Annotated in this window: 23 protein-coding genes and 1 pseudogene; 15 read left to right on the top strand and 9 right to left on the bottom strand. The window is 61.2% G+C overall.

Translation table 11 applies throughout. The features are described 5' to 3' along the window. Positions 1-102: 102 nt before the first annotated feature. A complete protein-coding gene (locus KZH41_RS12785) occupies positions 103-975 on the bottom strand; it encodes an undecaprenyl-diphosphate phosphatase (RefSeq protein ID WP_094950201.1) in 873 nt (290 codons plus the stop codon). A gap of 122 nt (positions 976-1,097) precedes the next feature. On the opposite strand from KZH41_RS12785, the pseudogene KZH41_RS12790 reads away from it, so the two are divergent. The 7 genes and pseudogenes from KZH41_RS12790 (at position 1,098) to KZH41_RS12820 (ending at position 8,704) form a co-directional block, all read left to right on the top strand. Next, positions 1,098-1,672: pseudogene (locus tag KZH41_RS12790) on the top strand (GNAT family N-acetyltransferase). Between the two features lie 79 nt (positions 1,673-1,751). Then, positions 1,752-2,018, top strand: a complete 267-nt coding sequence (locus tag KZH41_RS12795; RefSeq protein WP_094950203.1) for a hypothetical protein — start codon at positions 1,752-1,754, stop codon at positions 2,016-2,018. Between the two features lie 321 nt (positions 2,019-2,339). Then, entirely contained in the window at positions 2,340-3,872 is a 1,533-nt protein-coding gene (locus KZH41_RS12800) for an ABC transporter substrate-binding protein (RefSeq protein WP_371917666.1), read from the top strand. Positions 3,873-3,884: 12 nt separating this feature from the next. After that, positions 3,885-4,826: an ABC transporter permease gene (locus tag KZH41_RS12805; RefSeq protein ID WP_094950205.1), complete on the top strand. Its 942-nt coding sequence runs from the start codon at positions 3,885-3,887 to the stop codon at positions 4,824-4,826. Next, positions 4,823-5,677: an ABC transporter permease gene (locus tag KZH41_RS12810; protein ID WP_094950206.1), complete on the top strand. Its 855-nt coding sequence runs from the start codon at positions 4,823-4,825 to the stop codon at positions 5,675-5,677. The genes KZH41_RS12805 and KZH41_RS12810 overlap by 4 nt, the downstream gene beginning before the upstream one ends. 2 nt (positions 5,678-5,679) lie before the next feature. Then, the gene (locus KZH41_RS12815) at positions 5,680-7,308 is read left to right on the top strand and encodes a dipeptide ABC transporter ATP-binding protein (RefSeq protein ID WP_094950207.1); all 1,629 of its coding nucleotides are present in this window, start codon (positions 5,680-5,682) and stop codon (positions 7,306-7,308) included. 157 nt (positions 7,309-7,465) lie between these two features. Then, a complete protein-coding gene (locus KZH41_RS12820; protein WP_406980144.1) occupies positions 7,466-8,704 on the top strand; it encodes an OprD family porin in 1,239 nt (412 codons plus the stop codon). A 608-nt stretch (positions 8,705-9,312) separates the two neighbouring features. On the opposite strand, the gene KZH41_RS12825 is transcribed toward KZH41_RS12820, so the two are convergent. After that, positions 9,313-10,191, bottom strand: a complete 879-nt coding sequence (locus KZH41_RS12825) for a GntR family transcriptional regulator (RefSeq protein WP_094950209.1) — start codon at positions 10,189-10,191, stop codon at positions 9,313-9,315. Positions 10,192-10,333: 142 nt separating this feature from the next. On the opposite strand from KZH41_RS12825, the gene KZH41_RS12830 reads away from it, so the two are divergent. From KZH41_RS12830 to KZH41_RS12840, 3 genes are read left to right on the top strand one after another with little or no spacing between them, the layout of a single operon-like run. Further along, the gene (locus KZH41_RS12830; protein WP_242155672.1) at positions 10,334-11,839 is read left to right on the top strand and encodes a serine hydrolase domain-containing protein; all 1,506 of its coding nucleotides are present in this window, start codon (positions 10,334-10,336) and stop codon (positions 11,837-11,839) included. A 12-nt stretch (positions 11,840-11,851) separates the two neighbouring features. Next, the gene (locus KZH41_RS12835) at positions 11,852-13,147 is read left to right on the top strand and encodes an aminotransferase class III-fold pyridoxal phosphate-dependent enzyme (protein ID WP_263274924.1); all 1,296 of its coding nucleotides are present in this window, start codon (positions 11,852-11,854) and stop codon (positions 13,145-13,147) included. Continuing rightward, a complete protein-coding gene (locus tag KZH41_RS12840; RefSeq protein WP_263274925.1) occupies positions 13,144-14,571 on the top strand; it encodes an aldehyde dehydrogenase family protein in 1,428 nt (475 codons plus the stop codon). Before KZH41_RS12835 ends, KZH41_RS12840 begins: the two co-directional genes overlap by 4 nt. A gap of 195 nt (positions 14,572-14,766) precedes the next feature. Here the strand turns inward: KZH41_RS12840 and KZH41_RS12845 are convergent, their stop codons facing one another. Then, a complete protein-coding gene (locus tag KZH41_RS12845; protein ID WP_094950213.1) occupies positions 14,767-15,705 on the bottom strand; it encodes a GlxA family transcriptional regulator in 939 nt (312 codons plus the stop codon). Between the two features lie 173 nt (positions 15,706-15,878). Here KZH41_RS12845 and KZH41_RS12850 point away from each other — a divergent pair, with 173 nt between their 5' ends. The 3 genes from KZH41_RS12850 (at position 15,879) to KZH41_RS12860 (ending at position 18,383) form a co-directional block, all read left to right on the top strand. Continuing rightward, positions 15,879-16,508 carry a TetR/AcrR family transcriptional regulator gene (locus KZH41_RS12850; protein WP_094950214.1) on the top strand — a complete coding sequence of 210 codons (630 nt, stop codon included), beginning with the start codon at positions 15,879-15,881 and terminating at the stop codon, positions 16,506-16,508. After that, positions 16,505-17,182, top strand: coding sequence for a type 1 glutamine amidotransferase domain-containing protein (locus tag KZH41_RS12855; RefSeq protein WP_094950215.1), 678 nt, complete (start codon positions 16,505-16,507; stop codon positions 17,180-17,182). The genes KZH41_RS12850 and KZH41_RS12855 overlap by 4 nt, the downstream gene beginning before the upstream one ends. 79 nt (positions 17,183-17,261) lie before the next feature. Continuing rightward, positions 17,262-18,383 carry an alkene reductase gene (locus tag KZH41_RS12860; protein ID WP_263274926.1) on the top strand — a complete coding sequence of 374 codons (1,122 nt, stop codon included), beginning with the start codon at positions 17,262-17,264 and terminating at the stop codon, positions 18,381-18,383. A 165-nt stretch (positions 18,384-18,548) separates the two neighbouring features. Here the strand turns inward: KZH41_RS12860 and KZH41_RS12865 are convergent, their stop codons facing one another. Both KZH41_RS12865 and KZH41_RS12870 read right to left on the bottom strand, forming a co-directional pair. After that, positions 18,549-19,547 (bottom strand): NAD(P)H-quinone oxidoreductase, encoded by a 999-nt coding sequence (locus tag KZH41_RS12865; RefSeq protein ID WP_263274927.1) that lies wholly within the window; start codon positions 19,545-19,547, stop codon positions 18,549-18,551. A gap of 134 nt (positions 19,548-19,681) precedes the next feature. Then, positions 19,682-20,500: an alpha/beta fold hydrolase gene (locus KZH41_RS12870; RefSeq protein ID WP_263274928.1), complete on the bottom strand. Its 819-nt coding sequence runs from the start codon at positions 20,498-20,500 to the stop codon at positions 19,682-19,684. A gap of 146 nt (positions 20,501-20,646) precedes the next feature. On the opposite strand from KZH41_RS12870, the gene KZH41_RS12875 reads away from it, so the two are divergent. Then, positions 20,647-21,714 (top strand): NAD(P)-dependent alcohol dehydrogenase, encoded by a 1,068-nt coding sequence (locus KZH41_RS12875; protein WP_094950219.1) that lies wholly within the window; start codon positions 20,647-20,649, stop codon positions 21,712-21,714. Positions 21,715-21,891: 177 nt separating this feature from the next. Here KZH41_RS12875 and mntP read toward each other — a convergent pair whose 3' ends face one another. The 3 genes from mntP to KZH41_RS12890 form a co-directional block, all read right to left on the bottom strand. Then, on the bottom strand, positions 21,892-22,455 hold the full coding sequence (gene mntP / locus KZH41_RS12880; RefSeq protein ID WP_094950220.1) for a manganese efflux pump MntP: 564 nt from the start codon (positions 22,453-22,455) through the stop codon (positions 21,892-21,894). 210 nt (positions 22,456-22,665) lie between these two features. Continuing rightward, the gene (gene scpB / locus KZH41_RS12885; protein WP_263274929.1) at positions 22,666-23,448 is read right to left on the bottom strand and encodes a methylmalonyl-CoA decarboxylase; all 783 of its coding nucleotides are present in this window, start codon (positions 23,446-23,448) and stop codon (positions 22,666-22,668) included. Next, the gene (locus KZH41_RS12890; RefSeq protein WP_263274930.1) at positions 23,445-23,903 is read right to left on the bottom strand and encodes a CoA transferase; all 459 of its coding nucleotides are present in this window, start codon (positions 23,901-23,903) and stop codon (positions 23,445-23,447) included. Before KZH41_RS12890 ends, scpB begins: the two co-directional genes overlap by 4 nt. A gap of 86 nt (positions 23,904-23,989) precedes the next feature. Between KZH41_RS12890 and KZH41_RS12895 the strand changes: the two genes are divergently transcribed. Then, positions 23,990-24,508: a LysR substrate-binding domain-containing protein gene (locus KZH41_RS12895; RefSeq protein WP_263274931.1), complete on the top strand. Its 519-nt coding sequence runs from the start codon at positions 23,990-23,992 to the stop codon at positions 24,506-24,508. 7 nt (positions 24,509-24,515) lie between these two features. On the opposite strand, the gene KZH41_RS12900 is transcribed toward KZH41_RS12895, so the two are convergent. Then, on the bottom strand, positions 24,516-25,103 hold the full coding sequence (locus tag KZH41_RS12900; protein WP_094950222.1) for a LuxR C-terminal-related transcriptional regulator: 588 nt from the start codon (positions 25,101-25,103) through the stop codon (positions 24,516-24,518). Positions 25,104-25,139: the final 36 nt, after the last annotated feature.

Here is a 25,139-nt window from a genome sequence, read left to right on the forward strand (position 1 = left end):
AGGATCAAGCGCCTCGGCGCTCTGCAATTGCACTCGCGCCGTCGCCGTCTGGCGCGGGTGCCAATCTGTCACCACAGGCCGGCGGTATTAGCTCAATGCGGCTTAACTCAACAGCCCGGTGCTGACCGCCACGATCAGGAAGATCCCCAACAGCGCGCGGTAGATCACGAACGGCCAGGTGGAGAACCGCTCCAGGAACTTCATCAGGCCCCAGATCGCGAAGAACGCCGAGATGCTGGCGACCACCAGGCCAAAGATCAAGTGCGACCAAGCATGGGCGGGCAGGTCTGCGTGCAGCAGCACCCACAATTCTTTCAAGCCGGCGAGGGCGATGGCGGGCAGGCCCAGCAGGAAGGAAAAGCGCGCGGCTTCTTCCCGCTTGAAGTTGAGGAACAGCGCGGCGGTCAGGGTGGAACCGGAACGCGACACGCCGGGAATCAGCGCGCCAATCTGTGCAATGCCGACGATCAGTGCGTCGCGCAGGCGCATCTGGCTCATCTCGCGGGTGTGGCGTGCACGCAGCTCGGCGACTGCGAGTAGCACCGCCATCACCACGCAGGCAATCCCGATCACCATCAGGCCGCGCAACGGCGAGTTGCAGGTATTCAAGGTCGAAGACAGCGCCAGGCCGGCAATCCCAATCGGGATGGTTGCCAACACAATCGCCACGGCCAGCTTGAACCAGCGGTCGTTGTAGTCCCCCCGGCGCACTGCGCCAATGCTACCGGTGGTGACCTGGCGCACATCGCGCCAAAAATAGCTGACCACCGCCGCCAGCGCCGCCAACTGCATGGCTGCCGAAAACGCCGAGCCCGGGTCTTGCCAGCCGAGCAGGGCGGGTACCACGCGCATGTGCGCGGTGGACGACACCGGCAACAGCTCGGTTATGCCCTGGATCACGCCCAGGATGAAGATCTGCAGGTAGTCCAGGGAGGCAAAGCCCACATCCAGGCCGGCGGAACAGACATTGGTCAAAGTACATGTCCTTGCAAAAGGGGCTTGAGAAAACAGCGGGTTGGACAAAGTTTATTCTAAATGTTTCAAGAATTTGGTCCGCCCCAGACAAATCCGCAATCGGTTCAGCAAATAGAAAGGTTATGCAATGTATTGGCCTGCGCTACTCTTTTGTGAACAATGGCGGCCTGCATTTTTGACCGAGAGCCCCATGCCTGAAACCACCGTCGAATTGATCCAGACCGGCCCCGATGCGTCTGAGCTGATCCGTAATCTTTACCAGTACTACGCCTACGAATCCTCGGATTGGGAGCAGGAAGATGTCGAGGCGGACGGCCGTTTCTACATCCACGACGAGCACCTGACCCGCTACTGGCAAGACCCGCAATGGAGCGCCAACCTGCTGCTGGTGGATGGTTATATCGCCGGCTTCCTGCTGATTGAAGGCAGCGAGTTACCGGGTATCAATGCGCTGGAACTGGCCGACCTGTTCATTCTCAAACGCTACCGCCGCAAAGGCATCGGCCGTGCCATCGCCACTCAGGTATTGAGCAGTGGCGAGGCCAATTGGCTGGTGCGCTTTTACGATCAGGACGAAGTGTCCCAGGTATTCTGGCGCGCCGTACTGGACGACCTGCCGCGCCCGGCGCAGATGATTGAGCTGGAGGATGATCCGCAATTGGTGAGTTACCTGATTACGCGTGCGGCGCTGCATTAAACGCGATGTTGAACTTAACCGGGCGAGGCGGCTCCTAGGCTCATCGGCCGCTTCGGCCCTGAATTCACAAGGATGCGAAATGAGCACGTTCTCTTCGTTCAAGTTTGTCGTGTGCGCGGGGCTGATGCTGACGCTCGGCGGTTGCCTGACGATGTCAGGTCGTTACAAGGTGACGGGCGTGGACGCCAATGGCGTGCCTGGCAGGGTGGTGATCCTGACCAAAGGCAGCGGAATCTATTCCGCGCGCAATTCGTACTGCATGGCCAACCCCAAAGGCACGGTGACCATCCGTGACATGGACACGGATGAAGAACTCACGAGCGAAAGCCCTTATCACTGTCGCTAGGTCTTAACCAGAGGGCCTACGGGCGCGCGTTGGTTTCATCTCCTAAAGAGGCTTCGGCCTCTTTTTTGTTGCCTTGAAAAACCATTAGTGACGGCGGTATTAGTTTTTAGTGTTTTTATATGCATAAAAAAACATTTACAAGCTTCGTTCATGCTGTGAATATGTCCTGGAGAATTTAAAAAAACAAAAACATCCGCGGCACTGACCCCATTCAGGCCATAACAACAACGACCTCATACAGGCTTGAAGCCGGCTCCTGCCCCAGGCCGGTTTTCTCAGCGAAGGAGAACATCTCCCGTGAATCGCTTACTCAATGGCACGCTGTGCGCCACCCTCGCACTGGGCGCCGGCCTCGCGCAGGCCCAAACCACCTTACGCGTTGGCTTGAATGCCGACATCCGCAGCACCGAGCCGGGCGTCAACCGTGACGAAAATACCGACACCGTGATGCTGCACATCGTCGAAGGCCTGGTGGCCCACCGCGAGGATGCTTCCGTCGGCCCGTTGCTGGCCCGCGAGGTGCAGCGCTCCGATGACGGTATGACCTACACCTTCACATTGCGCGAAGGCGTGCACTTCCAGAACGGCGCGACCTTGACCGCAGGCGATGTGAAATGGACCTGGGATCGCTACCTCAACCCCAAGACCCAATGGCGCTGCCTGGCCGAATTCGATGGGCGTGGCGGGGCGAAAATCACCGCCATCGACACGCCGGACCCGCTCACTGTGGTGTTCCACCTGGACCAGCCCAGCGGGCTGTTCCTCGCCTCGATGGCGCGCCCCGATTGCGGGGGCAGCGGCATCCTGCACCCCGATTCGCTGGCCGCCGATGGTAGCTGGAAAGCCCCTGTCGGCACTGGCCCGTTCAGCCTTACCGAATGGAAGCCTGGGCAATACGTGGCACTGTCGCGCTTCAACGATTACAGCCCACGTGATGAAGCCGGGCCGGATGGCTTCACCGGTAAGAAGCAGGCGCTGGTCGACGGGGTGCGCTTTATGGTGATTCCCGACCCGTCGTCGGCCAAGGCGGCGTTGATGTCCAACAATATCGACTTGCTGCCCAACGTCAGCGCCAGCGATGCCCAGGAGCTGAAAGCCACGCCGGGCGTGCAGATTTCGTTCAGCCCGATCATGGCCATCTGTGGGTTGCTGTTTCAGACCAACGACCCGTTGCTCAAGGACGTGCGTATTCGCCAGGCCATTGCCCACTCCCTGGATTACGGGCAGATGGTCAACGCGCTGACCAATGGCACCTCCGAGCCGAATAATTCGGCCATCGCGCAAACCAGCCCCTTCTACAGCGCCACCGCCAAGCACGGCTATAGCTATGACCCGCAGCAAGCCCAGCGCCTGTTGAAAGAGGCCGGTTACCACGGCCAGCCGATCAAGATGATCGTCAACAAACGCTACTCGCAGATGTTCGACATGGGCCTGCTCAGCCAGGCGATGGCGGTGACTAGCGGCTTGAATATCCAGATGGAAACCCTGGAGTGGGGCACGCAGCTGGAGCGCTACCAGAGCGGCAATTACCAGATGATGGCGTTCTCTTATTCCTCGCGCCTGGACCCGGCCACCAGCTTTGATTCGCTGATGGGCGACAAGAGCAAGGAGCCGCGCAAGGTCTGGGACAACCCCCAGGCCCAGGCGGTATTGCGTGACGCGGTGCGCGAGAGCGACACGGCCAAGCGTCAGGCGCTGTTCGACCAACTGCACACGATGATGATCCACGACACCCCCATGGTGATCATCTACAACGGCACGGTCGCCGCAGCGCTGCGTGACAGCGTGCAGGGCTTCCATTCTTGGCCGGTGTCGTCGCCACGGTTGTGGGGCGTCAGCCTCGCAGCGCACTAACGAGGCCTGAGCATGTTGCGTTTTATTCTGCAAAAACTCGGCATGGCGATTCCCACGCTGCTGCTGATTTCGGTGATGGTGTTTGCGCTGATTCGCTTGATCCCGGGCGACCCGGCGCTGCTGATGCTCGGCGATATGGCCGACCCGCAAAGCCTCGCCGATATGCGCCATACCCTGGGCCTGGATCACTCGCTGGTCACCCAGTTCCTGATCTGGTTCAAGGCGGTGTTGAGCTTCGACCTGGGGTTTTCGATCAGCACCAAGCAGGCGGTTTTGCCGCTGATTCTCGACCGCTTCAGCGTTAGTGCGACCATCGTGTTGGTGGCGGTGTTGTTCGCCACGCTGATCGCGGTGCCGATTGGCTTGATCGCCGCGTGGAAACAAAACAGCGCGCTCGACCTCGGCCTGGTGTCCGTCGCCACGTTGCTGCTGTCGATTCCCAGTTTCTGGCTCGGCCTGTTGTTGCTGCATGCGTTCGGTATCCAGCTGGGCTGGTTGCCGGTGGTGGGCTACGTGAGTTTTGCCCAGGCGCCGTGGCAAGCGATCAGCTACATGGTGCTGCCGGTGGTGACCCTGACGTTGGTCGAAGTCGGCGCGATTACCCGCATGGCGCGGGCCAGCACCATCGAAGTGCTGCGTCTGGAATACATCGCCCACGCCCGGGCCAAAGGTTTGTCGGAGCGTGCGGTGTTGTGGAAACACGCCTTGCCAAACGCCTTCGCCCCGACCTGGACATTGGTGGGGTTGATCCTCGGTAACCTGCTGGGCGGCATCGCCGTGCTGGAAACCGTGTTCACCTTGCCCGGTATCGGCCGCTTGATGGTGGATGCGATTTTCGCCCGTGATTACCCGGTGCTGCAGGGCTGCCTGCTGCTGATCACCTTTGTCTACGTGCTGGTCAACCTGTGCGTGGATCTGCTCTATCCGCTGTTCGATCCAAGGGTGAAGTTATGAGTTCAACTATTGCCGTGCCCGTAGCTGCCAAGCGCCGGCGCGTGTGGGCGCCGGCCAACGCCTTGATCGGTGGCGGGCTGCTGGTGGCGTTGATTGCCCTGGCGTTGATGGGGTTGGTGTGGTCGCCGTTCGACCCGCTGAAGATCGACCTGATGTCGCGCTTCCAGGCGCCCTCGGCCAGCCACTGGCTGGGCACCGACGAATTCGGCCGCGATGTGTTCAGCCGTCTGTTGATCGGTGCGCGCACCAGCCTGTGGGTGAGTTTGCTCACGGTGAGCGTCGCCGTGCTGGCGGGCACCTTGATCGGCATGCTCGCCGGTTACCTGCGCGGTTGGACCGACCGCGTGCTGATGATGTTCAACGATGCGCTGCTGGCGTTTCCCGGCATCCTCATGGCGCTGGGCATCATGGCAATCATCGGCGCCAGCAAGTACGGCATCGTCTTGGCCTTGGGCATCGCCTACACGCCGTCGGTGGTGCGCGTGGTGCGCGGCACCGTGTTGTCCCTGCGTGAGCTTGAGTACATCGAGGCCTCGCGGGTGATCGGCAACTCGGAGCTGTACACCATGCTGCGGCACATCGCCCCCAATTGCCTGGCGCCGTTGTGCGTGCTGGCCACCAGCATGTTCGGCTGGGCGCTGCTCTCGGAGAGCGCGCTGAGCTTCCTTGGTCTCGGCGTGCCGCCGCCGGCCGCCACCTGGGGCAACATGCTTGCCAGCAGCCGGCCGTACATTGCCTCGGCACCTTGGCTGGGGGTGTTTCCCGGGCTGTTTATCTGCCTGACGTTGTTGGCGATTAACCTGTTTGGCGACGCCCTGCGTGATCGTCTTGACCCCCGGATGAGGAAGTGAACATGCCTGCCACTCCTGTGTTGTTGAATGTGCAAAATCTCAAGATTCGCGTGGGCGAACACGGCCCGTTGGCGGTGGATGACCTGAGTTTCAGCATCGCGCCGGGTGAGATTGTGGCGCTGGTGGGTGAGTCCGGCAGCGGCAAGACCATGGCCGCCCGCGCCGCCATTGGTTTGCTGCCGTTGCCCATGCAAGTGTGTGGCGGGCGCCTGGACTTCCAGGGGCGCGACCTGGCCAGTGTCGGCACCGAGGAACTGCGCGCGATTCGCGGTGCGAGTATCGGCATGGTATTCCAGGAGCCGATGGTGTCACTCAACCCGGCCTTGAAAATCGGCCAACAGATGAGCGAAGCGCTCAGGCTGCACACCGATCTGGACGCTGCGCAGATCCGCGAACGTTGCCTGACCATGCTGCGCCGCATCGGCATCCAAGCGGCGGAGCGTTGCCTGGAGTCCTATCCGCACCAGTTCTCTGGCGGTATGCGCCAGCGCATCATGCTGGCTTCGGTGATGCTGCTGCGTCCGGCGCTGTTGATCGCCGACGAACCCACCACCGCGCTGGACTGCCTGGCGCAACTGGACGTGATCGAGCTGATGCTGGAGCTGACCCGCGAGCAGGGCACGGCGATCCTGTTTATCAGCCATGACCTGTCGCTGGTCGCCCGTTACGCGCACAAAGTGGTGGTGATGCGCCACGGCCAGGCGGTGGAGCAGGGCAGCATCGAAGACGTCCTGCTGGCGCCCAAGGCCGAGTACACCCGCCAACTGCTCGAAGCCTTGCCAAGGCGTGGCGTGTTAGCGGCGTTGCCGGCCAGCAACGGGCCGTTGGTGGAGGTTGACCACGTGTGCATCGAACACCCGGGGCCGGCTTCATTTTGGGGTAAGCGCCAGTTCAACCGTGTGGTGCATTCGGCCAGCTTGGTGATTGCCCCTGGTGAAACCCTGGCGCTGGTCGGTGGCAGCGGTTCGGGCAAGACCACGCTGGGCCGCTCGCTGGTAGGGCTGATCAAACCCTGCGCCGGCGCGATCCGCTTCAAGGGCGTGGACATCCTCAAGGCCGCCAACCGTACCCACCGGCTGCAATGCCAGATGATCTTCCAAGACCCGTATTCATCCCTGAACCCACGGATGAAAATCGGCGAAATCCTTGCCGAGCCGTTGCGTCACGAACCCGACCTGAATGCCGCCGAGCGCCGTGAGCGGGTCACCCAAACCTTGCAGGATATTGGCCTGGGTGAGCAGTTTGTTGAACGCTTTCCCCATCAGTTATCCGGCGGGCAGCGCCAGCGCGTGGCAATCGGCCGAGCCTTGGTGCGCCACCCGCAATTGGTGATTGCCGATGAACCGATTTCGGCGCTGGACATGACCATCCAGAAACAGATCCTCGAGCTGTTCGAGCGTTTGCAAGCGCAGTACGGCTTTGCCTGCCTGTTCATCTCCCATGACTTGGCGGCGGTGGAGCGCATCGCCCATCGGGTGGCAGTGATGCACCAGGGCCAGGTGGTGGAAGTGGGCGCGCGTGAGCAGATTTTCGATCACCCGCAGCACCCGTACACCCGCCAATTGCTTGCCGCCGCCAGCCCATTGGAGCAACTGCCGGACGGCGGCTACCGAATACGACCGGCTATTTAACCCCCTGATTTCAACCGGCGCGCAGGCCTTTCGAACCTGTGCGATGGGAAATGTCGTGCCCAAAAAAACAATAAGACCTACTCATCGATAACGACTGCCAGGAGCCAAGAACATGCATAACAATAACCTCAACCTGATCTTGAAGGGCGTCGGCCTTATGAGCGGGGGCCTGCTGTGCGCCCCGGTCCAGGCTGAATTCATCAAGGACAGCAAGGCAGACCTGGACCTGAAGAACTACTACTTCAACCGCGACTACCGCGAAGATGCGGGGCAATCCAAGCGTGAGGAATGGGCTCAGGGTTTTATCCTCAACCTCAAGTCGGGCTTTACCGAAGGCACTGTCGGGTTTGGTGTGGATGTGGTCGGGATGCTCGGCTTGAAACTCGACTCCAGCCCGGATCGCTCGGGCTCCGGTTTGTTGTCGCGGGATACCGACGCCACGCCGGGCAAACCGAGTTATTCCAAGCGCGCGCATGACGAGTACTCCAAGTACGGCGTGACCGGCAAAGTGCGCATTGCCCAGAGCGAATTACGCAGCGGCTACCTGCTGCCGGATTTGCCGACTTTGCAGCCCAACACCAGCCGGCTGTTCCCGCAGACCTTCCGCGGCACGCAAGCGACCTCCGCAGACATCGCGGGGCTGGCGTTGATTGGCGGCCAGATCGACCAGACCAAGCAGCGTGAGTCCACCGAATACGAAGACATGAGGCTGACCAGCCAGAGCGGGGCCTACAAGAGCACCGCCAAGAGTGATCGTTTTCGCTTTGCCGGCGGCGATTACAAGCTCACGCCGGGTATGACCCTCAGTTATCACTTTGCGCAGTTGGAGGATATCTACCAGCAGCACTTTGTCGGGGTGAAGAACAGCTTTGCGCTGGGTGGCGGCACGCTCAAGACGGATATCCGTTATTTCGATGCGGACAAGTCGGGTTCGGGGTTGGCGGGCAAGGTGGATAACCGTGCGCTGAGTACGCGGGCGATCTTCAGCTACAAGGGGCACAGCATTGGCGGGGGTTATCAGGCGCAGTATGGGGCGACGCCGTTTACCTATGTGGACGGGACCAATACGTATCTGTTTTCCGAGTACCAGTTGAGTAATTTTTCACAGACCAATGAGCGGGTTTGGCATGCGCGGTATGACTTTGACTTTACAGCGTTGGGGGTGCCGGGGCTGACGTTTTCTACGCGTTGGGCCAAAGGGGATCAGGCGCAGGTGAAGGGGTTTGTGGGGGAGGGGCGTGAGTGGGAGCGGGATATTGATTTGGGGTATGTGTTTCAGTCCGGGGCGCTGAAAGGGGTTTCGTTGCGGTGGCGCAATGGGTTCAGCAAGGCCAATTATCTGCGTGACATGAATGAAAACCGCGTGATCGTCGGTTATACCGTGGCGCTTTGGTGATGACCGTGTTCCGGGAGGAGTGTGCCGGGGTTAAATGTGGGAGCTGGCTTGCTCGCGAAAGCTATGTGTCAGGCGCTAGAGGTCTTGGGTCGGAGTACATATCCGTTGCTTCGGTTATGGCTGCTATGGGTTCCGCTCTTACAGCGGGTCACTGTTGGAAAGCCCGGAAGCCGGCCCAGCCAAAAGTAATCCAAAGGTCTTCGCCCTACCACTCGGCACCTCGCCTAGGCTCGGTGTGCCTCAGATCAACATCAAAAGCAGAGCACGGCGGCCTAGTAGCCGCCCTGAGTGGTGTAGATCAAAAACGCTTTGCTTTGCTGTGTTTTTGCTGTGGCTCTTACATCCTTTGCGCTGACGAAGTCAGCGATCTTTTGATCTGCGGTTTTGATCTTGATCTTGCCTGTGATCTTGATTTTAGGCGCCCCGTTAAACCACGCTGGCCTGCGTGCGGGCACACCGAGCCTAGGCGAGGTGCCGAGTGGTGGGGCAAGAGCCCTTTTGGTTACTTTTGGGGCTCCTTTCCAAAAGTGACCCGCCGTAAGGGCGGAACCCATAGCGGGCATAACCGCAGCAACGGATATGCCCCCAATCAAAATGCCAAAAACGCATCACCCCTTATTCCGCGCCACCCGCAACTTACTCGCCACATCCAAGTGCCGATGCAACAACGTCGAGGCCCACTCATTGTCGCCTTGCTCCAAGGCATCCAGAATCGCCAGGTGCTCCTGGCACGAAACCCTGACCCGCTCCACATTGCTCACCGTGTGGAACTCGGTCAACCGACGCAACCGGTTCTGCTGCTGGATTGCCTGCAAGATATACCCATTGCCGGACGCCGCCGCCAGCAGTTCATGGAACTCCGCGTTGCACTCGATAAAACGCTGCCCATCAACCTTGCCCTCCAGCAGTTCCATTTGCCGCTCACGGCAGCGGCGGAATTGCTCAGGGTTGATCTTGAACGTCGGCTCCAACAACCCAGCCGGTTCCAGCAGCATGCGAAAGCGGTAGCTCTCAAAGCGCGTCTGCGGGCTGTTCAGCGTCGGCAAAAATTGCCAGCCATGCCCGTGCTTGCGCTGCATCACACCCTCGTCGGACAGGCGCAGCAAGCACCGGCGCAGCACGCTTTTGCCGACGCCGTAGCGGCGCAGCAAATCGCTCTCGGAAATCTGATCGGGCAGCACCTGGTTCAAGCGGTCGTCGATCAGCCGCGTGTAGAGCTGGTCCTCTTCGTTGTGCAACTCACTGACCTGTTGCACCAGGCCATCGCCGGCGTCCAGGGGCACACGAAAGCCCTGTTGCGCCAACGGCTCGATGGCTTTCTGTTCGGCCAGGTACGACAGCGCACTGCGGATCGGCGAGCGCGACACACCCAGGCGCTGGGCCAGTTCCACTTCTTTGAGGTGCATACCGGGTTGCAGGTCGCCATTTGCGATGGCGGCAAGGATCTGGCCGGCGACTTTGGTCTGCAGCGAGGTGAGTTGGGACATGGCGCGAAGTTGTTCCTGTGACAGGGGGAGGCAAGGATACCCGGAAAAACTGAATTATAGGCGGCGCAAATACATCAGGGCCGCAGCGAACAAATCTTTATCTGCATTATTTGAAATATAAAAACATCAACGAGGACCCATCATGACCTACATTCCGCTGCCCAGGGCCTTGCCCCATGAACGCGGTGTCGACCCTGCCGGCATTGTCGACTTCCTCCAGGCTGTGACCGAGGCGGGCCTTGAGCTGCACAGTTTCATGCTGTACCGCCAAGGCGCAGTGGTGGCCGAGGCCTTCTGGCAGCCTTATTCGGCGCACCGCATGCATGTGCAGCATTCGGCAACCAAGAGCTGGACCGCCACCGCGATCGGCCTGTTGGTGGACGACGAGCGCCTGCGGCTTGACGCCAAGGTCGCAAGTTTTTTCCCCGATCTGTGCCCGCAACCCATCAGCGCCAACCTCGCGGCCATGACCGTGGAAGATTTGCTGACCATGCGCACCGGCCATACCCGCGGTATTTCCGGTGGCGACTGGCGCAACCTGCAAAGCAGTTGGGTCGAAGCCTTTCTCAATGAACCGGTGGACGAGCCGCCGGGCCATTCGTTCATCTACAGCAGTGCCTCCAGTTTCATGCTCTCGGCGATTGTCACCCAAGTGACCGGGCAGACGATGCATGCCTTGTTGCAGGCGCGTGTCCTCGATTATCTGGGGCTTGATAGGCTCGAATGGGACCTGGCGCCGGGTGGTTTCAACTCGGGCGGCAACGGTCTGAGCTGCACCAGTGAGGACGCGTTGAAGTTCGGTGTACTGCACCTCAACCACGGCCAGTGGCAGGGCCGCCAATTGTTGTCGCCGCAGTGGGTGGCGCAGGCCACGCGAAACCAGGTGCAAGACGTGTGGATGGGTGAATTCGACGGCAAGCAGTACCTGCCGCGCGACAAGAATAAGGCCAACGATGCCCAGCGCGAAGGCTACGGCTACCAGTGGTGGATGACCGAGCACGGCGGCTATTACGCCTCCGGGGTGTTCGGCCAGCAATGCATCGTGCTGCCGCAACAGGACACGGTGATGGTCTTCACCTGCGGCCTGCGACTGGGCGAGAAACGTTTGCACAAAGCGCTGTGGCAGCACCTGTTCCCGGCGTTGGGCCGCACTGCTGTGGATGCTCAAGCCAGCCAAGCGCAACTGGGCGCGTTGATCGACGGCCTGCGCCTGCCCGCGCTGCAAGGCTTGCAAACCTCGCCCGCCAGCGCCGCACTGCAAGGCCGTTTCGCCATCGAGCCGAATGAAGACGGTGTGCGCGAGTTGGCCTTTGAACTCAAGGGCGACCACTGCGATGTCACCCTGGTCGACCATCGTGGCATCCACCACGTACGCGCCGGTTTTCAGCAGCCGATTGAAACCACCACCAGCATCACCGGCAATTACCTGCACCACCAATATCAACCGGAGCAAACGCCTGTCGTCGCCGAGGCGCGTTGGACGCCCGAGGGCGAGTTGCGCATGCATTGGCGTTTTGTCGAAACCGCCTTCGGTGACCACGTCAGCTGCCGCATGCAGCACGGCCGCCTGCACTTCGAGCGTGGCGTCAACACCAATGCCGGAGCCCTGCAACGCCCGACCCTGATCGGCACGCGAATCCAGTCTTAAGGAGTACAACCAATGACCTCGTCCCTGTGGGCACCCTTTACCGCGATGCGCCCCTTCAATCGCCAGCCGATGCTGTTTGATCGCGCGGCCGGCATGCACTACACCACCACTGAGGGGCGCGATGTGCTCGATGCCATGGCTGGGCTCTGGTGCGTCAATGCCGGCCACGGCCAGCCGCGTATCGTCGAGGCGATTCGTGAGGCGGCGGGGCGCCTGGACTTCGTGTCCTCCTTCAAGATGAGCCACCCGGCCGCGCTGACCCTGGCTGATCGTTTGGTGGCCATAGCCCCGAATGGCCTGGACAAAGTGTTCTTCACCAACTCCGGTTCCGAAGCGGTAGACACCGCGTTGAAGATCGCTCGCGCCTACCATCAGGCGCGCGGCGACTGCCGCCGCACCAAGCTGATCGGCCGCGCCAAGGGCTATCACGGCATGGGGTTTGGTGGGCTGTCGGTGTCGGGAATTGGCCGGCAGAAGCGTGACTTCGGCCCATTGCTCGGCGATGTGGCGCACTTGCCGTTGCCGTATGACGCGGGCTCGCGTTTCAGCCGTGGCCAACCGGAGCAGGGCGCGCACTATGCCGATGCGCTGTTGCAACTGCTGGAAATCCACGATCCGGCGACCGTGGCGGCGGTGATTGTCGAGCCGGTGACCGGTTCCGGTGGTGTCTACGCACCGCCCGTGGGTTACCTGCAAAAGCTGCGCGAGATCTGCGACCGCCATGGCGTGCTGTTGATTTTTGATGAGGTGATCACCGGCTTCGGCCGTGTCGGCCACGGTTTCGCTGCTCAAACCTTCGGCGTCACGCCGGACGTGATGACCCTGGCCAAGGGCCTCACTAACGGCGCGGTGCCCATGGGTGGCGTGTTGGTCAGTGGCGCGGTGTACGAGGCCTTTATGCAAGGCCCGGAACAGGCCATCGAGTTGATGCATGGCTATACCTATTCGGCTCACCCTTTAGCCTGCGCCGCCGGCTTGGCAACGTTGGAAGTACATGAAGAGCTTGGCATCAACGCGCATGTCCAGCGCATTGCTCCGCTGTGGCAAACCCGCGCACTGGCGTTGCGCGAACAATCTTTGGTGCTGGACGTGCGCGCGATTGGACTGCTCTGCGCCGTGGAACTCAAACCCCGCGACGGTGCGCCGGGTGCGCGGGCTGGGGAGGTGGCGCAGCGCTGTTTCGACGCGGGCGTGCTGGTGCGCGCATCCGGGGAAAACATCGTGCTGTCGCCGCCGTTGATTATCAGTGAAGAACAGACCGCGCTGATTTTCCGCACCTTGGGTGACGCACTTGAGGCGACGCGATGAACCCGCAGGATTTCTATATCGACGGCCAGTGGGTCAAGCCCTTGGGGGCCGAGACCTTGGCGGTGATCAACCCGTCCACCGAGTGCGCCATCGCCAGCATCAGCCTGGGCTCCCGCGCCGACCTGGACCTGGCGGTGGCGGCGGCCAAGCGCGCTTTCGACAGTTACAGCCAGTGGACTGCAGAGCAACGTTTGGCGTTGCTGGCGGCGATCATCGACGGTTATCGCCAACACAGCGAAGCCCTCGCGCAGTGCGTGCACGAAGAGATGGGCGCACCTTTGTCCCTGGCGCGCAGCGCACACGTCCCGGCAGGCCTTGGTCATCTGCAACGGGCTTATGAGTTGTTGAAAGACTATGAGTTTGATCGCGCCCACGGCAGCACCCTGATCAGCCGCGAACCGATTGGCGTGTGTGGCCTGATCACACCGTGGAACTGGCCGCTGAACCAGCTCACCTGCAAGCTCGCCCCGGCCTTGGCAGCGGGCTGCACGCTGGTGCTAAAACCCAGCGAGAAGGCGCCGCTGTCGGCCATGTTGCTGGCCGATATCCTGCATCGGGCCGGGGTGCCCAAGGGCGTGTTCAACTTGGTCAATGGCGATGGCCCGACCCTCGGTGACGGCATCGCCCGGCACGCTGATATCGACATGGTCTCCTTCACCGGCTCCACCGGCGCCGGTATTGCAGTGGCCAAGGCGGCGGCGGAGACGGTCAAGCGCGTCTCCCAGGAGTTGGGCGGCAAGTCGGCCAACCTGATCCTCGTGGACGCGGATCTTGATGCGGCGGTGCGCCACGGTGTCAGCAGCTGTTTTCGCAACAGCGGGCAGTCGTGCAACGCACCGACGCGCCTGCTGATCCCACGGGCAGTGCAGGCGCGTGCGGTACAGATTGCCCGGGAGGTGGCGGCGCAGGTGTGTTTTGACGACAGCAACCCGGCCACGGCCATGGGGCCGCAGGCCAATCAGGCGCAGTTCGAACGGGTGCAGGCATTGTTGGGGGCAGTGGATCAGCCTCCGGTGTGCGGCGGCGTGGGCCGACCCGACGGCGTGACGACTGGTTTTTACACGCGGCCCACGGTGTTCGCCGATGTCGACCCGCAACTGCCGATTGCCCGTGAGGAAGTGTTTGGGCCGGTGCTGGTGATCATTCCTTACGACAGCGAGGAGCAGGCCATAGCGATTGCCAATGACAGCCCCTATGGGCTCTCCGGTTACGTGACCGCCGGCACCCTGGAACGCGCGCGGTCGGTGGCTCGGCGCTTGCGCACCGGCATGGTCCATCTCAATGGCAGCAAGGCCGACAATGGCGCGCCGTTTGGCGGGTACAAGCAGTCGGGCAACGGACGTGAGTGGGGCGTGTTTGGCTTGGAGGATTACCTGGAGGTGAAGTCGATGTTCGGCTACGCGCCTGACCCCGATGCCGTTTAGTCAAGCGAACGCAAGGCCCAAAGCAGCGAAGATCAAATGCGGGGCTTGCCCCGCGTTGGGCTGCGAAGCAGCCCCGAAACCTGTCGGCGCGGTTTGTCAGTGATACCGCGGCGGCTGGATTGGGAGCGCTTTGCGCTCCAACGCGGGGCAAGCCCGCTCGCCACAACAAGCGGGCTTGCCACGGCGGCATTGCGTCTAACTCGGATTGAACAACACCTGCTGCATCGCCTGCGGCGGCTGCCCGAACGCGCGCAGAAACGCCTGGCGCATGCGCTCGCGATCACCAAAGCCGGTTTCGCGGGCGACCACCTCGACCGGGTGACGGCTGGTTTCCATCATCGCCCGCGCAGCTTCCACGCGCAGCGACTCGATGGCCTTGGCTGGTGTCTGCCCGGTTTCTTCGCGAAATACCCGGCTGAATTGGCGCGGGCTCAGCCGGGCCACGTCGGCCAGGGCTTCCACCGACAGGTCGTGGGTGAGGTTCTCGCGGGCATAGGCCAGGGCCAGTTGTACGCGGTCGGACTTGGGGTCTAGCTCCAATAGCGCTGACAGTTGCGATTGCTCACTGCCACGGCGCTGGGCAATCACCAGTTTGCGCGCGATACGCCGGGCGAGGTCGCAGCCCAGGTCGGCCTCTACCATCGCCAACGCCAGGTCCACCCCGGCGCTCATGCCGGCGCCGGTCCAGACCTGGCCGTCGACCACAAACAGTTTGTCTTCTTCCAACTGGATATCCGGGTAGCGCTTGCGAAATGCCGGCGCGTGAATCCAGTGGGTGGTGGTGCGCTTGCCTTCAAGCAAACCGGCCTCGGCCAAGACGAAAATGCCCATGCACAGCGAGGCCACGCGGCGCGACTGCGCGGAGGCGGCCTTGACCAATTCCAGCAGGTTGGCCTCGGGCAGGCGAAACTCCAGGTAGCCGCTGACAATCAAGGTGTCGTAGCCCTGCGGCCGGATCGGCGTGGTATTCACCGAAAAGCCCTGGGAGGTCATGACCGCGCCGCCACTCTCCGACACCAGGTGGAACTCATAGGCCGGCTCGCCGCGCAGCAGGTTCGCGCACTCGAACACCGAGCCCAGGCTGAGGCTCAGGGATTGGAAGTTCGGGTAAACCATCAGCGCAACGCTGTGCATCGTCATTCTCCAAGGGGCGCGGGAGAGGCGATTGTCGGCGGGTGCCAGGAAAACGGCAACCGACTTTGTGTCATGTCCGGAATCCTTGCGGATATGACATTGTTGAAGTTTTTCTCGACGCCTAACATCCCCTCAACGAACTAGACGACTGGTCTAATCGGACGGGATGAACGATGACTAATGCAACTAAAAGTGCAAGGCAGACGATTCTGGATTCGGCGCAATTGCTGGTGAGCCGCAAAGGGTTTTCTGCGGTGGGGTTGAACGAAATACTGCAAGCCGCCGATGTACCGAAAGGTTCGTTTTATCACTACTTCAACTCCAAAGATGCGTTCGGCGTTGTCCTGCTCGATACCTATTTCGACCACTACGTGAAAGGCATAGAGCAACTGTTCCAGCACACCGAGCTGTCCGCAGCCGCCAGGTTAATGCGCTATTGGCACACCTGGATCGACAATCAGACCGGCTGCACCGACGCGGGCAAATGCCTTGCCGTCAAACTAGGTGCTGAGGTGTCAGACCTTTCAGAGCCAATGCGTTTGGCCCTGCAGCGCGGCACCGCACGCACCATCGCCTTGCTTGCCGAGGCCTTGCAGAGCGGCATCGAAGACGGCTCGCTGACGGTCCGGCAACACCCCGAAAGCCTGGCCCAACGCCTGTATGCGTTGTGGTTGGGGACCAGCGTCATGAGCAAGATCACCCGAACATCTGCACCTTTTGACCAGGCGCTGCTGATGACCCGACAGCTGTTGGGTTGCCCTGAGCCTACTGACAACCACATCGATCGAGGTACTGGAAAATGAAAGTATTAATGGTACTGACCTCTCACGACCAGCTTGGCAATACCGGTCGTAAAACCGGCTTCTGGCTCGAAGAGTTTGCTGCTCCCTATTACACGTTTAAGGACGCCGGCGCCGAACTGGTACTGGCATCCCCGGCCGGCGGCCAACCTCCGCTGGACCCGGTCAGCGACCAGCCGGATGCACAGACCGAGCAAACCCGCCGCTTTGCTGCCGACCCGGCGGCCCAGCAGGCGCTGGCCAGCACCGTCAAGCTGGAATCGATCAACGCCGACGACTTCGACACGGTGTTCTACCCAGGTGGTCATGGGCCATTGTGGGACTTGGCCGAGTCAGACACCTCGATCGCACTGATCGAAGCCTTTGAGCGTGCCGGCAAGCCCATCGGCTTTGTGTGCCATGCGCCGGGCGCGCTGCGTCACGTCAAGGCGGTCAATGGTGAGCCGCTGGTCAAGGGTCGCCGTGTTACCGGCTTCTCCAACGCCGAAGAGGCCGCTGTGGGCTTGACCGATGTGGTGCCGTTCCTGATTGAAGATGATTTCAAGGCGCTCGGCGGCCACTATGAAAAGGGCGCTGATTGGCAATCCTTTGTGCTTGAAGATGGCTTGCTGGTCACCGGGCAGAACCCTGCCAGTTCCAGTGATGTGGCCAAGGCACTGCTGAAACTCACCGAATAAATTAATTAATCGCTGGATTGGTTGGCGGCTCTTAAGAGCCGCCAATGTTTTCGCTCGCCTCGAATTTGGACGTTTTTACATGACTAGTCGTTTGAATACCCCGGTAAAACTGGGTCACCACACCTTGAATAACCGTGTTGTTTTGCCGCCCCTGACCCGTCAACGCAGCGCGCAACCCGGCGATATCGCCACTGACCTGATGGCCGAGTATTACCGCCAGCGCGCCACGGCCGGTTTCATGGTCAGCGAAGGCACGCAGATCGAGCCGCGCGGCCAGGGTTACGCCTGGACGCCGGGTATCTACAGCCCGGCGCAGATCGATGGCTGGCGCACAGTCACCGAGGCGGTGCATGCCGAAGGTGGGGTGATCTTCGCCCAGCTCTGGCACGTTGGCCGCGTGTCCCATAACGCGCTGCAACCGGAGGGCGCCGCACCGGTTGCGCCGTCTGCCCTTGCGGCGCTGCAAGCGAAAGCTTTTATCGAAACCGGGCCAGGTGTGGGCGAGTTGATGCAGCCGCCCGTACCGCGTGCGTTGAGCACACTGGAAATTGAGGAGTTGGTAGGGCATTACGCCCAGGCCGCGCGCAATGCGTTGGATGCCGGCTTTGATGGCGTGGAAATACATGCCGCCAATGGTTATCTGGTCAACCAGTTCATCTCGGCCCACGCCAACCAGCGTGACGACGAGTACGGCGGTTCGCTGCATAACCGCCTGCGTTTTCTGCGCGAAATCGTCGAAGCCGTGACCGCCGTAGTCGGGCCGGAGCGCCTCGGTGTGCGCTTTTCACCGCTGTTCAGCGGCACCGACCAGGACCGCGTCTACATCGGCCTGGTGGAAGAGGACCCGCATCACACCTACATCGAAGCGATCAAGGTGCTCGAAGCGTCGGGGATTGCCTACGTATCCATCGCTGAAGCCGACTGGGACAACGCCCCCGACTTGCCAGAAACCTTCCGCCGGGCCGTGCGCAGCACGTTCAGTGGGCGGATCATCTACGCTGGTCGCTACACCGCTGAGCGTGGTGCGGCATTGGTAGAGGCCGGGCTGGCGGACTTGATTGCGTTCGGGCGCCCGTTCATTGCCAACCCGGACTTGCCGCAGCGGCTCTTTAACGGCTGGCCGCTGAACCCGCTGCGGGCGGAAGGCATGTACGGCGGCTCGGCGCTGGGCTATACCGATTACCCGGTGTATGCCGAGTAGGCGTTTTCTACCACTGCAAAGATCCTTTTGTGGGAGCCGTCGAGCCCCAGCGAGGCCGCGATAGCGGTGGGGCAGTCGCCAGAAATAGTGACCCTGCCGCCGCCATCGCAGCCTCGCCGGGGCTCGACAGCTCCCACAGTTGATCTTCGCCGAGGCAGATCAGCCTCACTCCACCCGCAACACAATCTTGCCAATATGGTCGCCGCCTTCCATCCGTGCATGGGCCTGGGCGGCGTCGGTGTATTCGTAGACCTTGTCGATGATCGGCAGGCAGCGACCGGCCGACAGCACCGGCCACACGTATTCGCGCAGTTGTTCGGCGATGGCGGCTTTTTCGTCCTTGGAACGTGCGCGCAGCAGCGAACCGGTGATGACGGCGCGTTTGCCGAGGATGGTCAACAGGTCGACATCATTGGCCTTGCCGCCGCCGAGGAAACCCAGCATCACCAAATGCCCGTCCATGCCCAGGGCCTTGAGGTTGTTGTTCAGATACGAGGCCCCCATGATGTCGAGGATCACATTCACGCCCTTGTCGCCGGTTTTCTTGGCGATGACGTCGGCGAAGTCTTGCTCGCGGTAGTTAATCGGCTCGGCGCCCAGCTTGGCAATTGCCGCGCATTTGTCGGCACTGCCGGCGGTGGCGAAGGCGTGGATGCCGAACTCGCGGCAGAGCATCAGCGCGGTGGTGCCGATGCCGCTGGTGCCGCCATGGATCAAGGCGCGCTGGCCTTTGTGCGCGCTACCGAGGCCGAACAGGTTGGCCCAGACGGTGAAGAAGGTTTCCGGCACGGCCGCGGCTTGAACCCAGTCCATGCCCTCCGGGATCGGCAACGCCTGGCTCGCAGGTACGGCGCAAAACTGCGCATAACCGCCGCCATTGGTCAGGGCGCAGACCTTGTCGCCAATCGCGTACTCATTCACACCGGCGCCCAGCGCGACCACTTCACCGGCCACTTCCAGGCCAGGGATCGGGCTCATGCCCGGCTTCATCGGGTACTTGCCGGCGCGCTGTAAGGCGTCCGGGCGGTTGACCCCAGCCGCGTGCACACGAATCAGGATCTCGCCTGGGCCTGCCACCGGCACGTCGGCTCGACGCGGTTGCAAGACCTCAGGGCCACCGGGGGTGGTGATTTCGATCAGGGTCATTTCTTTAGGGAGCGACATTTGCGATTACCTGCAGCGATGAGCGTATGAGTTGGGACCGCGTCGGGCAGTCGCCGGTTCAGCAGCATCCTATCGAAGGGCGGCATCTAACAAAAAAAGCCGGGCAAGCCCGGCCAAAAACAAGGTGAGGGTGTTTAGCGCTTCAGGAACGCCAACAAGTCTTCGTTCAACTGCTGGGTGTGGGTGGCTGCGAAGCCGTGTGGCGCATCCTTGTACACCTTCAACTGCGCGCCTTTGATCATCTCGGCCGCGACTTTACCCGTGGTCTCGAACGGCACGACCTGGTCGCCGTCACCGTGGATCACCAGGGTCGGCACGTCGATCTTGGCCATATCCGGGCGAAAGTCCGTCTCGGAGAATGCAGTGACGCAATCCACCGTGGATTTGAGCGACGCCAGCAGGGCGATCTGCAGGGTCTGCGTCAGTACGCCCTGGGAGACTTTCTGGCCCTTGTTGATGCCATAGAACGGCGTGTTGAAGTCGCTGATAAATTGCGCGCGGTCTTGCAGTAGCCCAGCCTTGATGCCGTCGAACACTTCAGTCGGCACGCCCTGTGGGTAATCCGGTTTTTGGCCGAAAATCGGCGTCACTGCGCCCAGCAGCATCAGGCCCGCCACACGGGCGCTGCCATGGCGTGCGATGTAGCGCGCCACATCACCGCCACCCATGGAGAAGCCCACCAGCGTCACGTCCTTGAGGTCAAGGTGTTCGATCAGTTGGGCGATATCGTCGGCGAACGTGTCGTAGTCGTTACCGGTCCACGGTTGGTCGGAGCGGCCAAAACCTCGGCGGTCGAAGGCGATGGTGCGAAAGCCACGGCTGCTCAAGTATTCCATCTGGTATTCCCACATATCGGCATCCAGCGGCCAGCCATGGCTGAACAGCACGGGTTTACCGCTGCCCCAGTCCTTGAAGTAGATCTGGGTACCGTCGTTGACAACGAATGTGCTCATGGAAAACTCCTTGGGTCAGGGGGCAAAAGCTCGGCGTTACTGTTGCGTTAAACCGGACGAAGGGCTTGTATGCATGTGCTCGGTTGAACGGTTCCGCGTCTATATTGGTCCACTGACCTCTACCGTCAGTTCAACAGGTGAACCAAATGGCCAAGACATACAGCTACGCCGCGCGGGATTCCAAGGATGCACTCAAACCCTTTACTTTCGAGCGCCGCGCGCCAGGCGCCGATGACGTCCAGATCGACATTCTTTATTGCGGCGTCTGCCACTCCGACCTGCACACCGCGCGCAACGAGTGGCACAACACGTTGTACCCGTCGGTGCCCGGCCATGAAATCGTCGGTCGCGTCACGGCCGTCGGCGCCGATGTAAAGACATTCAAGGTCGGTGATTTGGCCGGTGTCGGTTGTATGGTCGACAGCTGCCAGCATTGCGCGTCCTGCGCCGAGGGCGAGGAGCAATACTGCGAGAACGGTTTTACCGGCACCTACAACGGCCCGGTGTTCGGCGGTGAAAATACCTTTGGCGGCTACTCGGACAGCATCGTGGTCAAGGAGAAGTTTGTATTGCGTATCTCCCACGATGATTCGAACCTGGCGGCTGTGGCGCCGCTGCTGTGCGCCGGGATCACCACGTACTCGCCGCTGCATCACTGGAAGGTTGGCCCTGGCAAGAAAGTCGGTGTAGTCGGCCTCGGTGGGCTAGGGCATATGGCGGTGAAGATCGCGCATGCCATGGGTGCGCATGTCACGTTGTTCACTACCTCGCCGAACAAGCGTGAAGATGGGCTGCGTTTGGGGGCTGACCAAGTGGTGGTGTCGAAGAACCCGGATGAAATGGCCAAGGTTGCCAACAGTCTGGACTTCATTCTCAACACCGTCGCGGCGCCGCACGACCTGGATGCGTTTCTCAATCTGCTCAAGCGTGACGGCACCATGACTCTGGTGGGTGCGCCTGACAGCCCGCACCCGTCGCCATCGGTGTTTAACCTGATTTTCAAGCGCCGCAGCCTGGCCGGGTCGTTGATTGGTGGCATTCAGGAGACCCAGGACATGCTGGATTTCTGCGCCAAGCATAAGATCGTCTCGGACATTGAGATGATTGATATTCAGGGCATTAACGAGGCGTACGAGCGGATGCTCAAGGGTGATGTGAAGTATCGCTTTGTGATTGATATGGAGAGTTTGAAGAAGGAAAGCCACGCGGCTTGATAGCACCTTTGCTTTTTGTGGGGGCGGGCTTGCTCGTGAATGCGCTGGGTCAGTCACAAATAAGCTGACTGGCCCACCGCATTCGCGAGCAAGCCCGCTCCCATATTTGATTGGGTTCAGCCTTCAAAATCAGGTCGACTGCCAGCCGGCCTCGGCGTTGCGGGTGCTTGTGTTTTTTCAGGCCGAAAGATGCTCATACAAAATAGTCGCACCCACCAGCATCAACACCACGCCACCCACCATCTCAGCGCGCTTGCCCACCACTGTACCCAACACCCGCCCAAGCATCATGCCGATGGTCACCATGGTCATGGTTGCCAGACCAATAGCCGCCGAAGCCACCAGGATATTCACGTCGACAAACGCCAAGCCTACGCCCACCGCCAGCGCATCAATACTGGTAGCAAAGGCAGTGACAGCCAGGATCATGAACGAGTGCTGCGTCGGTTTCTCAACCTCGTCATCGTCCACCTTGAGCCCGTTGTAAATCATGTGCAAACCCAGCGCGACCAGCAGGGTAAAGGCGATCCAGTGGTCCCAGTCTTCGACCCAGCGGGTCGCGGCATGGCCGATGGCCCAGCCGATCATGGGCGTGATGGCTTCGATCACACCAAAGATCAAACCGACGCGCAGGGCTTCGATAAAGCGGGGTTTGTGCAGGCTGGAGCCTTTGCCGATGGCCGCCGCAAAGGCGTCCGTGGACATGGCCAGGGCGAGAAGGATAAGGGAAATAGGGTTCACGGTGAGGCTTCCAGTCGGGCTATATGAGTCAACGACACAACCACACGCCCGACTTTAGGCATGGATGTGTCGCTGGTCTCACCAACCACAACGGTGTTCGTACCACGGCAGGTTGCCGAATATGTTGATACGAACGCTTCTGAGCAGGTCAGAAGCCGGTTACTCCCCAACGAAGGGCCGCAGCATAGACGATCAACTATGAAAAAACCATCAACGCCCTTCAAATACCGCTGGGCGCCGTTCGGCAAACGCTGCCAGTCCTTCACTAAAGTCAGCACTGGCGCAGGCCTGGCGGCGTAGCTCGGCGATTTGTTCCATGGCTTGCACGGGCATCGGTTGCAGGTCTTCGAGGATGCGCAATTGCTCTTTCACTGCCTGAATCGCCAATGGGGCCTTGGCGGCGATGCCTTGGGCGTATTCCAGGGCGGTGGCCTCCAGGGCGTCGGTGGGCACCAGTCGGTTGATCACGCCGAAGCGTTCGGCGCGTTCGGCGTCGAGTTTCTGGGCGCAGAAGAACATTTCCTTGAGCACATGAATCGGCAAGTTGTTGAAGAAACGCAGCAGGCCGCTGGTGGTGTAGGGCAGGCCGATGTTGGCCGGGGTCATGGCGAAGCTGGCGCTGTGGTCGGCTATCACCATGTCGCAACTCATGGCCAGGTCCACGGCGCCGCCCCAGGCCGAGCCCGAGATTAAGGCGATGACCACGCCGGGGTAGGCACGGATGCGCCGCAGTACGCGTTCCAGCGGTTTACCGTAGGCCACGGGGTCGCGGTCGCGGGCCACTTCGCCGAGATCGTGGCCGGCGTTCCACACGGTCTGGCCGACGTCGGCGCCGAGTATTACCACGCCGACGCGCTGGGCGGCGAGGGCGATCAGGCGCTCATCCAGGCTGTCGAGCAGTTGCGCGCTAAGGGCATTGCGCTGGCTGGGGTTGCTGAATGTCAGGCGCGCAATGCGCTTGTCGATGAGAGTGTGTGAAACGTTGACCGTCATGATGCGGTTCCTGTGTGGCTATCAAATTCGGGGGCCTGGAAAAGCACGCAGGCGTTGAGCAGGGACTGGATCGAGGCCGGTGTAAAACCGGCTTGTTGCAGCACCTCAACGCTGTGCTCGCCGAGCAGCGGCGGTGGCCGCAGTGCGCTGCTCGATTCGGCTGCGCTGAACACCGGCGCCACCACCTGGCGCACGGTGCCCAGAGTGGGATGCTCCACCGTTTGGGTCAACCGGCTGTGCAGCACGTGCGGGTCGGCGAATACTTCATCGAGCGTATTGATGGGGCCGGTGGGCAAACCGGCGGCGATAAAGCGTTCGCTCCAGTCGCGTTTGGTGCAGGGTTTGAGGCGGCTTTCCAGAATAGCGTTCAGTTCATCGCGACGCTCCACGCGGGCTTCATTGCTGATAAAACGCCGGTCGCCCGGCAGCTCGGGCAAGTCCAGCAGCACACACACAACCGGCCTCATATGACCGAGGTGATCGGCGCCAGGTTCAGGGGGCCGTCCAGGGTCTGGAACACACCGTAAGGCGCAATCACCGCGTGGGCGTTGCCAGTACGGCGTTGCTCATTGCCCAACCGGCGATCAGCCAGCAGCTGCGCAACCTGGAGCAGGACATGGGCATGCAGCTGCTTGAGCGCAGCCCCCAGGGCATGGTGCCCACCGCGGCCGGCCAGACCTTATACCGGCATGCCGTCGAGCACCGCGCGGATGCTCGCCATGCCGCTGGCGCGCACCCTCGCAGCCGCGTCGAATCGGCCATGCAGGGAGCCGGGTTGCCGTTTGCCGTGGAGTTTGAAGCCAACTCCACCGACCTGTTGTTCTCGGCGGTGCTGGCGCGGCTTGGCGTGACCATCCTGCCGTGGGCGGCGGCGTATGTTGAACTGGCGCAGCAATCGCTCAAGCTCGCCCGGATTGATCACCGTTTATTCAGTCGAGAACTGTCGTTGTGCGGGCCGGATACGGCGGTGCAGAGCAACGCCGTGCAGAAGGTCAAGGGGACGATCCTGGAGTTGTTCGAAGGGCTTGAGCCGCAACAGGGCTGGGCGGCGGCCGGGTAATGCCTGGCTATAACCAGGCACGCCCGCCAACGAAAATCATCTTCGACACCAACTCCACACTGTTTTTGACCTCAAGTTTCTTCATCAGCCGCGCCCTGTGCACCTCCACCGTGCGGTGGGAGATTGTCAGGCGTTGGGCGATTTCCTTGGATTTGAGGCCGTTGACGATGTGCATCGCCACTTCCCGCTCCCGTGGCGTGAGGTCGCCGGTGCCTTGGTGGGTGCGGTCCAGGCGTTCGAAGTGCCAGATCATCAGTTTGAACGGGTCTTTGGGCGTCAGGGTGTAGCCGTGGGACTTGGCCCAGAACACTTCGCCGTTTTTGTGCTGCATGAAGCGTTCGTCGGAGTAACGGCCGTTTTTACTGTCGAGCAGCCAGTCGTGGCTGCGCTTGCCGATGGCGTGGTAGTCGGCCTGGGACGGGTAGATCAGCAGGGTCAGTTGGTTGAGCAAGGCGTCGCGCGCATAGCCGAACAACTGCAAGAAGGCTTCGTTGCAGTCGATGATCACGCGGTTGTTGGTGACCAGTTGCGGGGCAGGGGACAGTTGGAACGCCAGGCGCTCGATATCTTGGAGTTGCTGTGTAAACGCGTTCATTGGGCATCCTGCCTCGTTGCTTTTCTCACCTTGGGC

The sequence above is a fragment of the Pseudomonas sp. YeP6b genome (assembly GCF_025642995.1).
Classification (GTDB): Bacteria; Pseudomonadota; Gammaproteobacteria; order Pseudomonadales; family Pseudomonadaceae; genus Aquipseudomonas.

Coding starts and splice junctions, on each gene's coding strand:
- KZH41_RS12795 (WP_094950203.1), top strand. CDS start 1,752: ATGAGCACGTTCTCTTCGTTCAAGTTTGTCGTGTGCGCGGGGCTGATG.
- KZH41_RS12805 (WP_094950205.1), top strand. CDS start 3,885: ATGTTGCGTTTTATTCTGCAAAAACTCGGCATGGCGATTCCCACGCTG.
- KZH41_RS12810 (WP_094950206.1), top strand. CDS start 4,823: ATGAGTTCAACTATTGCCGTGCCCGTAGCTGCCAAGCGCCGGCGCGTG.
- KZH41_RS12815 (WP_094950207.1), top strand. CDS start 5,680: ATGCCTGCCACTCCTGTGTTGTTGAATGTGCAAAATCTCAAGATTCGC.
- KZH41_RS12820 (WP_406980144.1), top strand. CDS start 7,466: ATGAGCGGGGGCCTGCTGTGCGCCCCGGTCCAGGCTGAATTCATCAAG.
- KZH41_RS12825 (WP_094950209.1), bottom strand. CDS start 10,191: ATGTCCCAACTCACCTCGCTGCAGACCAAAGTCGCCGGCCAGATCCTT.
- KZH41_RS12830 (WP_242155672.1), top strand. CDS start 10,334: ATGACCTACATTCCGCTGCCCAGGGCCTTGCCCCATGAACGCGGTGTC.
- KZH41_RS12835 (WP_263274924.1), top strand. CDS start 11,852: ATGACCTCGTCCCTGTGGGCACCCTTTACCGCGATGCGCCCCTTCAAT.
- KZH41_RS12840 (WP_263274925.1), top strand. CDS start 13,144: ATGAACCCGCAGGATTTCTATATCGACGGCCAGTGGGTCAAGCCCTTG.
- KZH41_RS12845 (WP_094950213.1), bottom strand. CDS start 15,705: ATGCACAGCGTTGCGCTGATGGTTTACCCGAACTTCCAATCCCTGAGC.
- KZH41_RS12850 (WP_094950214.1), top strand. CDS start 15,879: ATGACTAATGCAACTAAAAGTGCAAGGCAGACGATTCTGGATTCGGCG.
- KZH41_RS12855 (WP_094950215.1), top strand. CDS start 16,505: ATGAAAGTATTAATGGTACTGACCTCTCACGACCAGCTTGGCAATACC.
- KZH41_RS12860 (WP_263274926.1), top strand. CDS start 17,262: ATGACTAGTCGTTTGAATACCCCGGTAAAACTGGGTCACCACACCTTG.
- KZH41_RS12865 (WP_263274927.1), bottom strand. CDS start 19,547: ATGTCGCTCCCTAAAGAAATGACCCTGATCGAAATCACCACCCCCGGT.
- KZH41_RS12870 (WP_263274928.1), bottom strand. CDS start 20,500: ATGAGCACATTCGTTGTCAACGACGGTACCCAGATCTACTTCAAGGAC.
- KZH41_RS12875 (WP_094950219.1), top strand. CDS start 20,647: ATGGCCAAGACATACAGCTACGCCGCGCGGGATTCCAAGGATGCACTC.
- scpB (WP_263274929.1), bottom strand. CDS start 23,448: ATGACGGTCAACGTTTCACACACTCTCATCGACAAGCGCATTGCGCGC.
- KZH41_RS12900 (WP_094950222.1), bottom strand. CDS start 25,103: ATGAACGCGTTTACACAGCAACTCCAAGATATCGAGCGCCTGGCGTTC.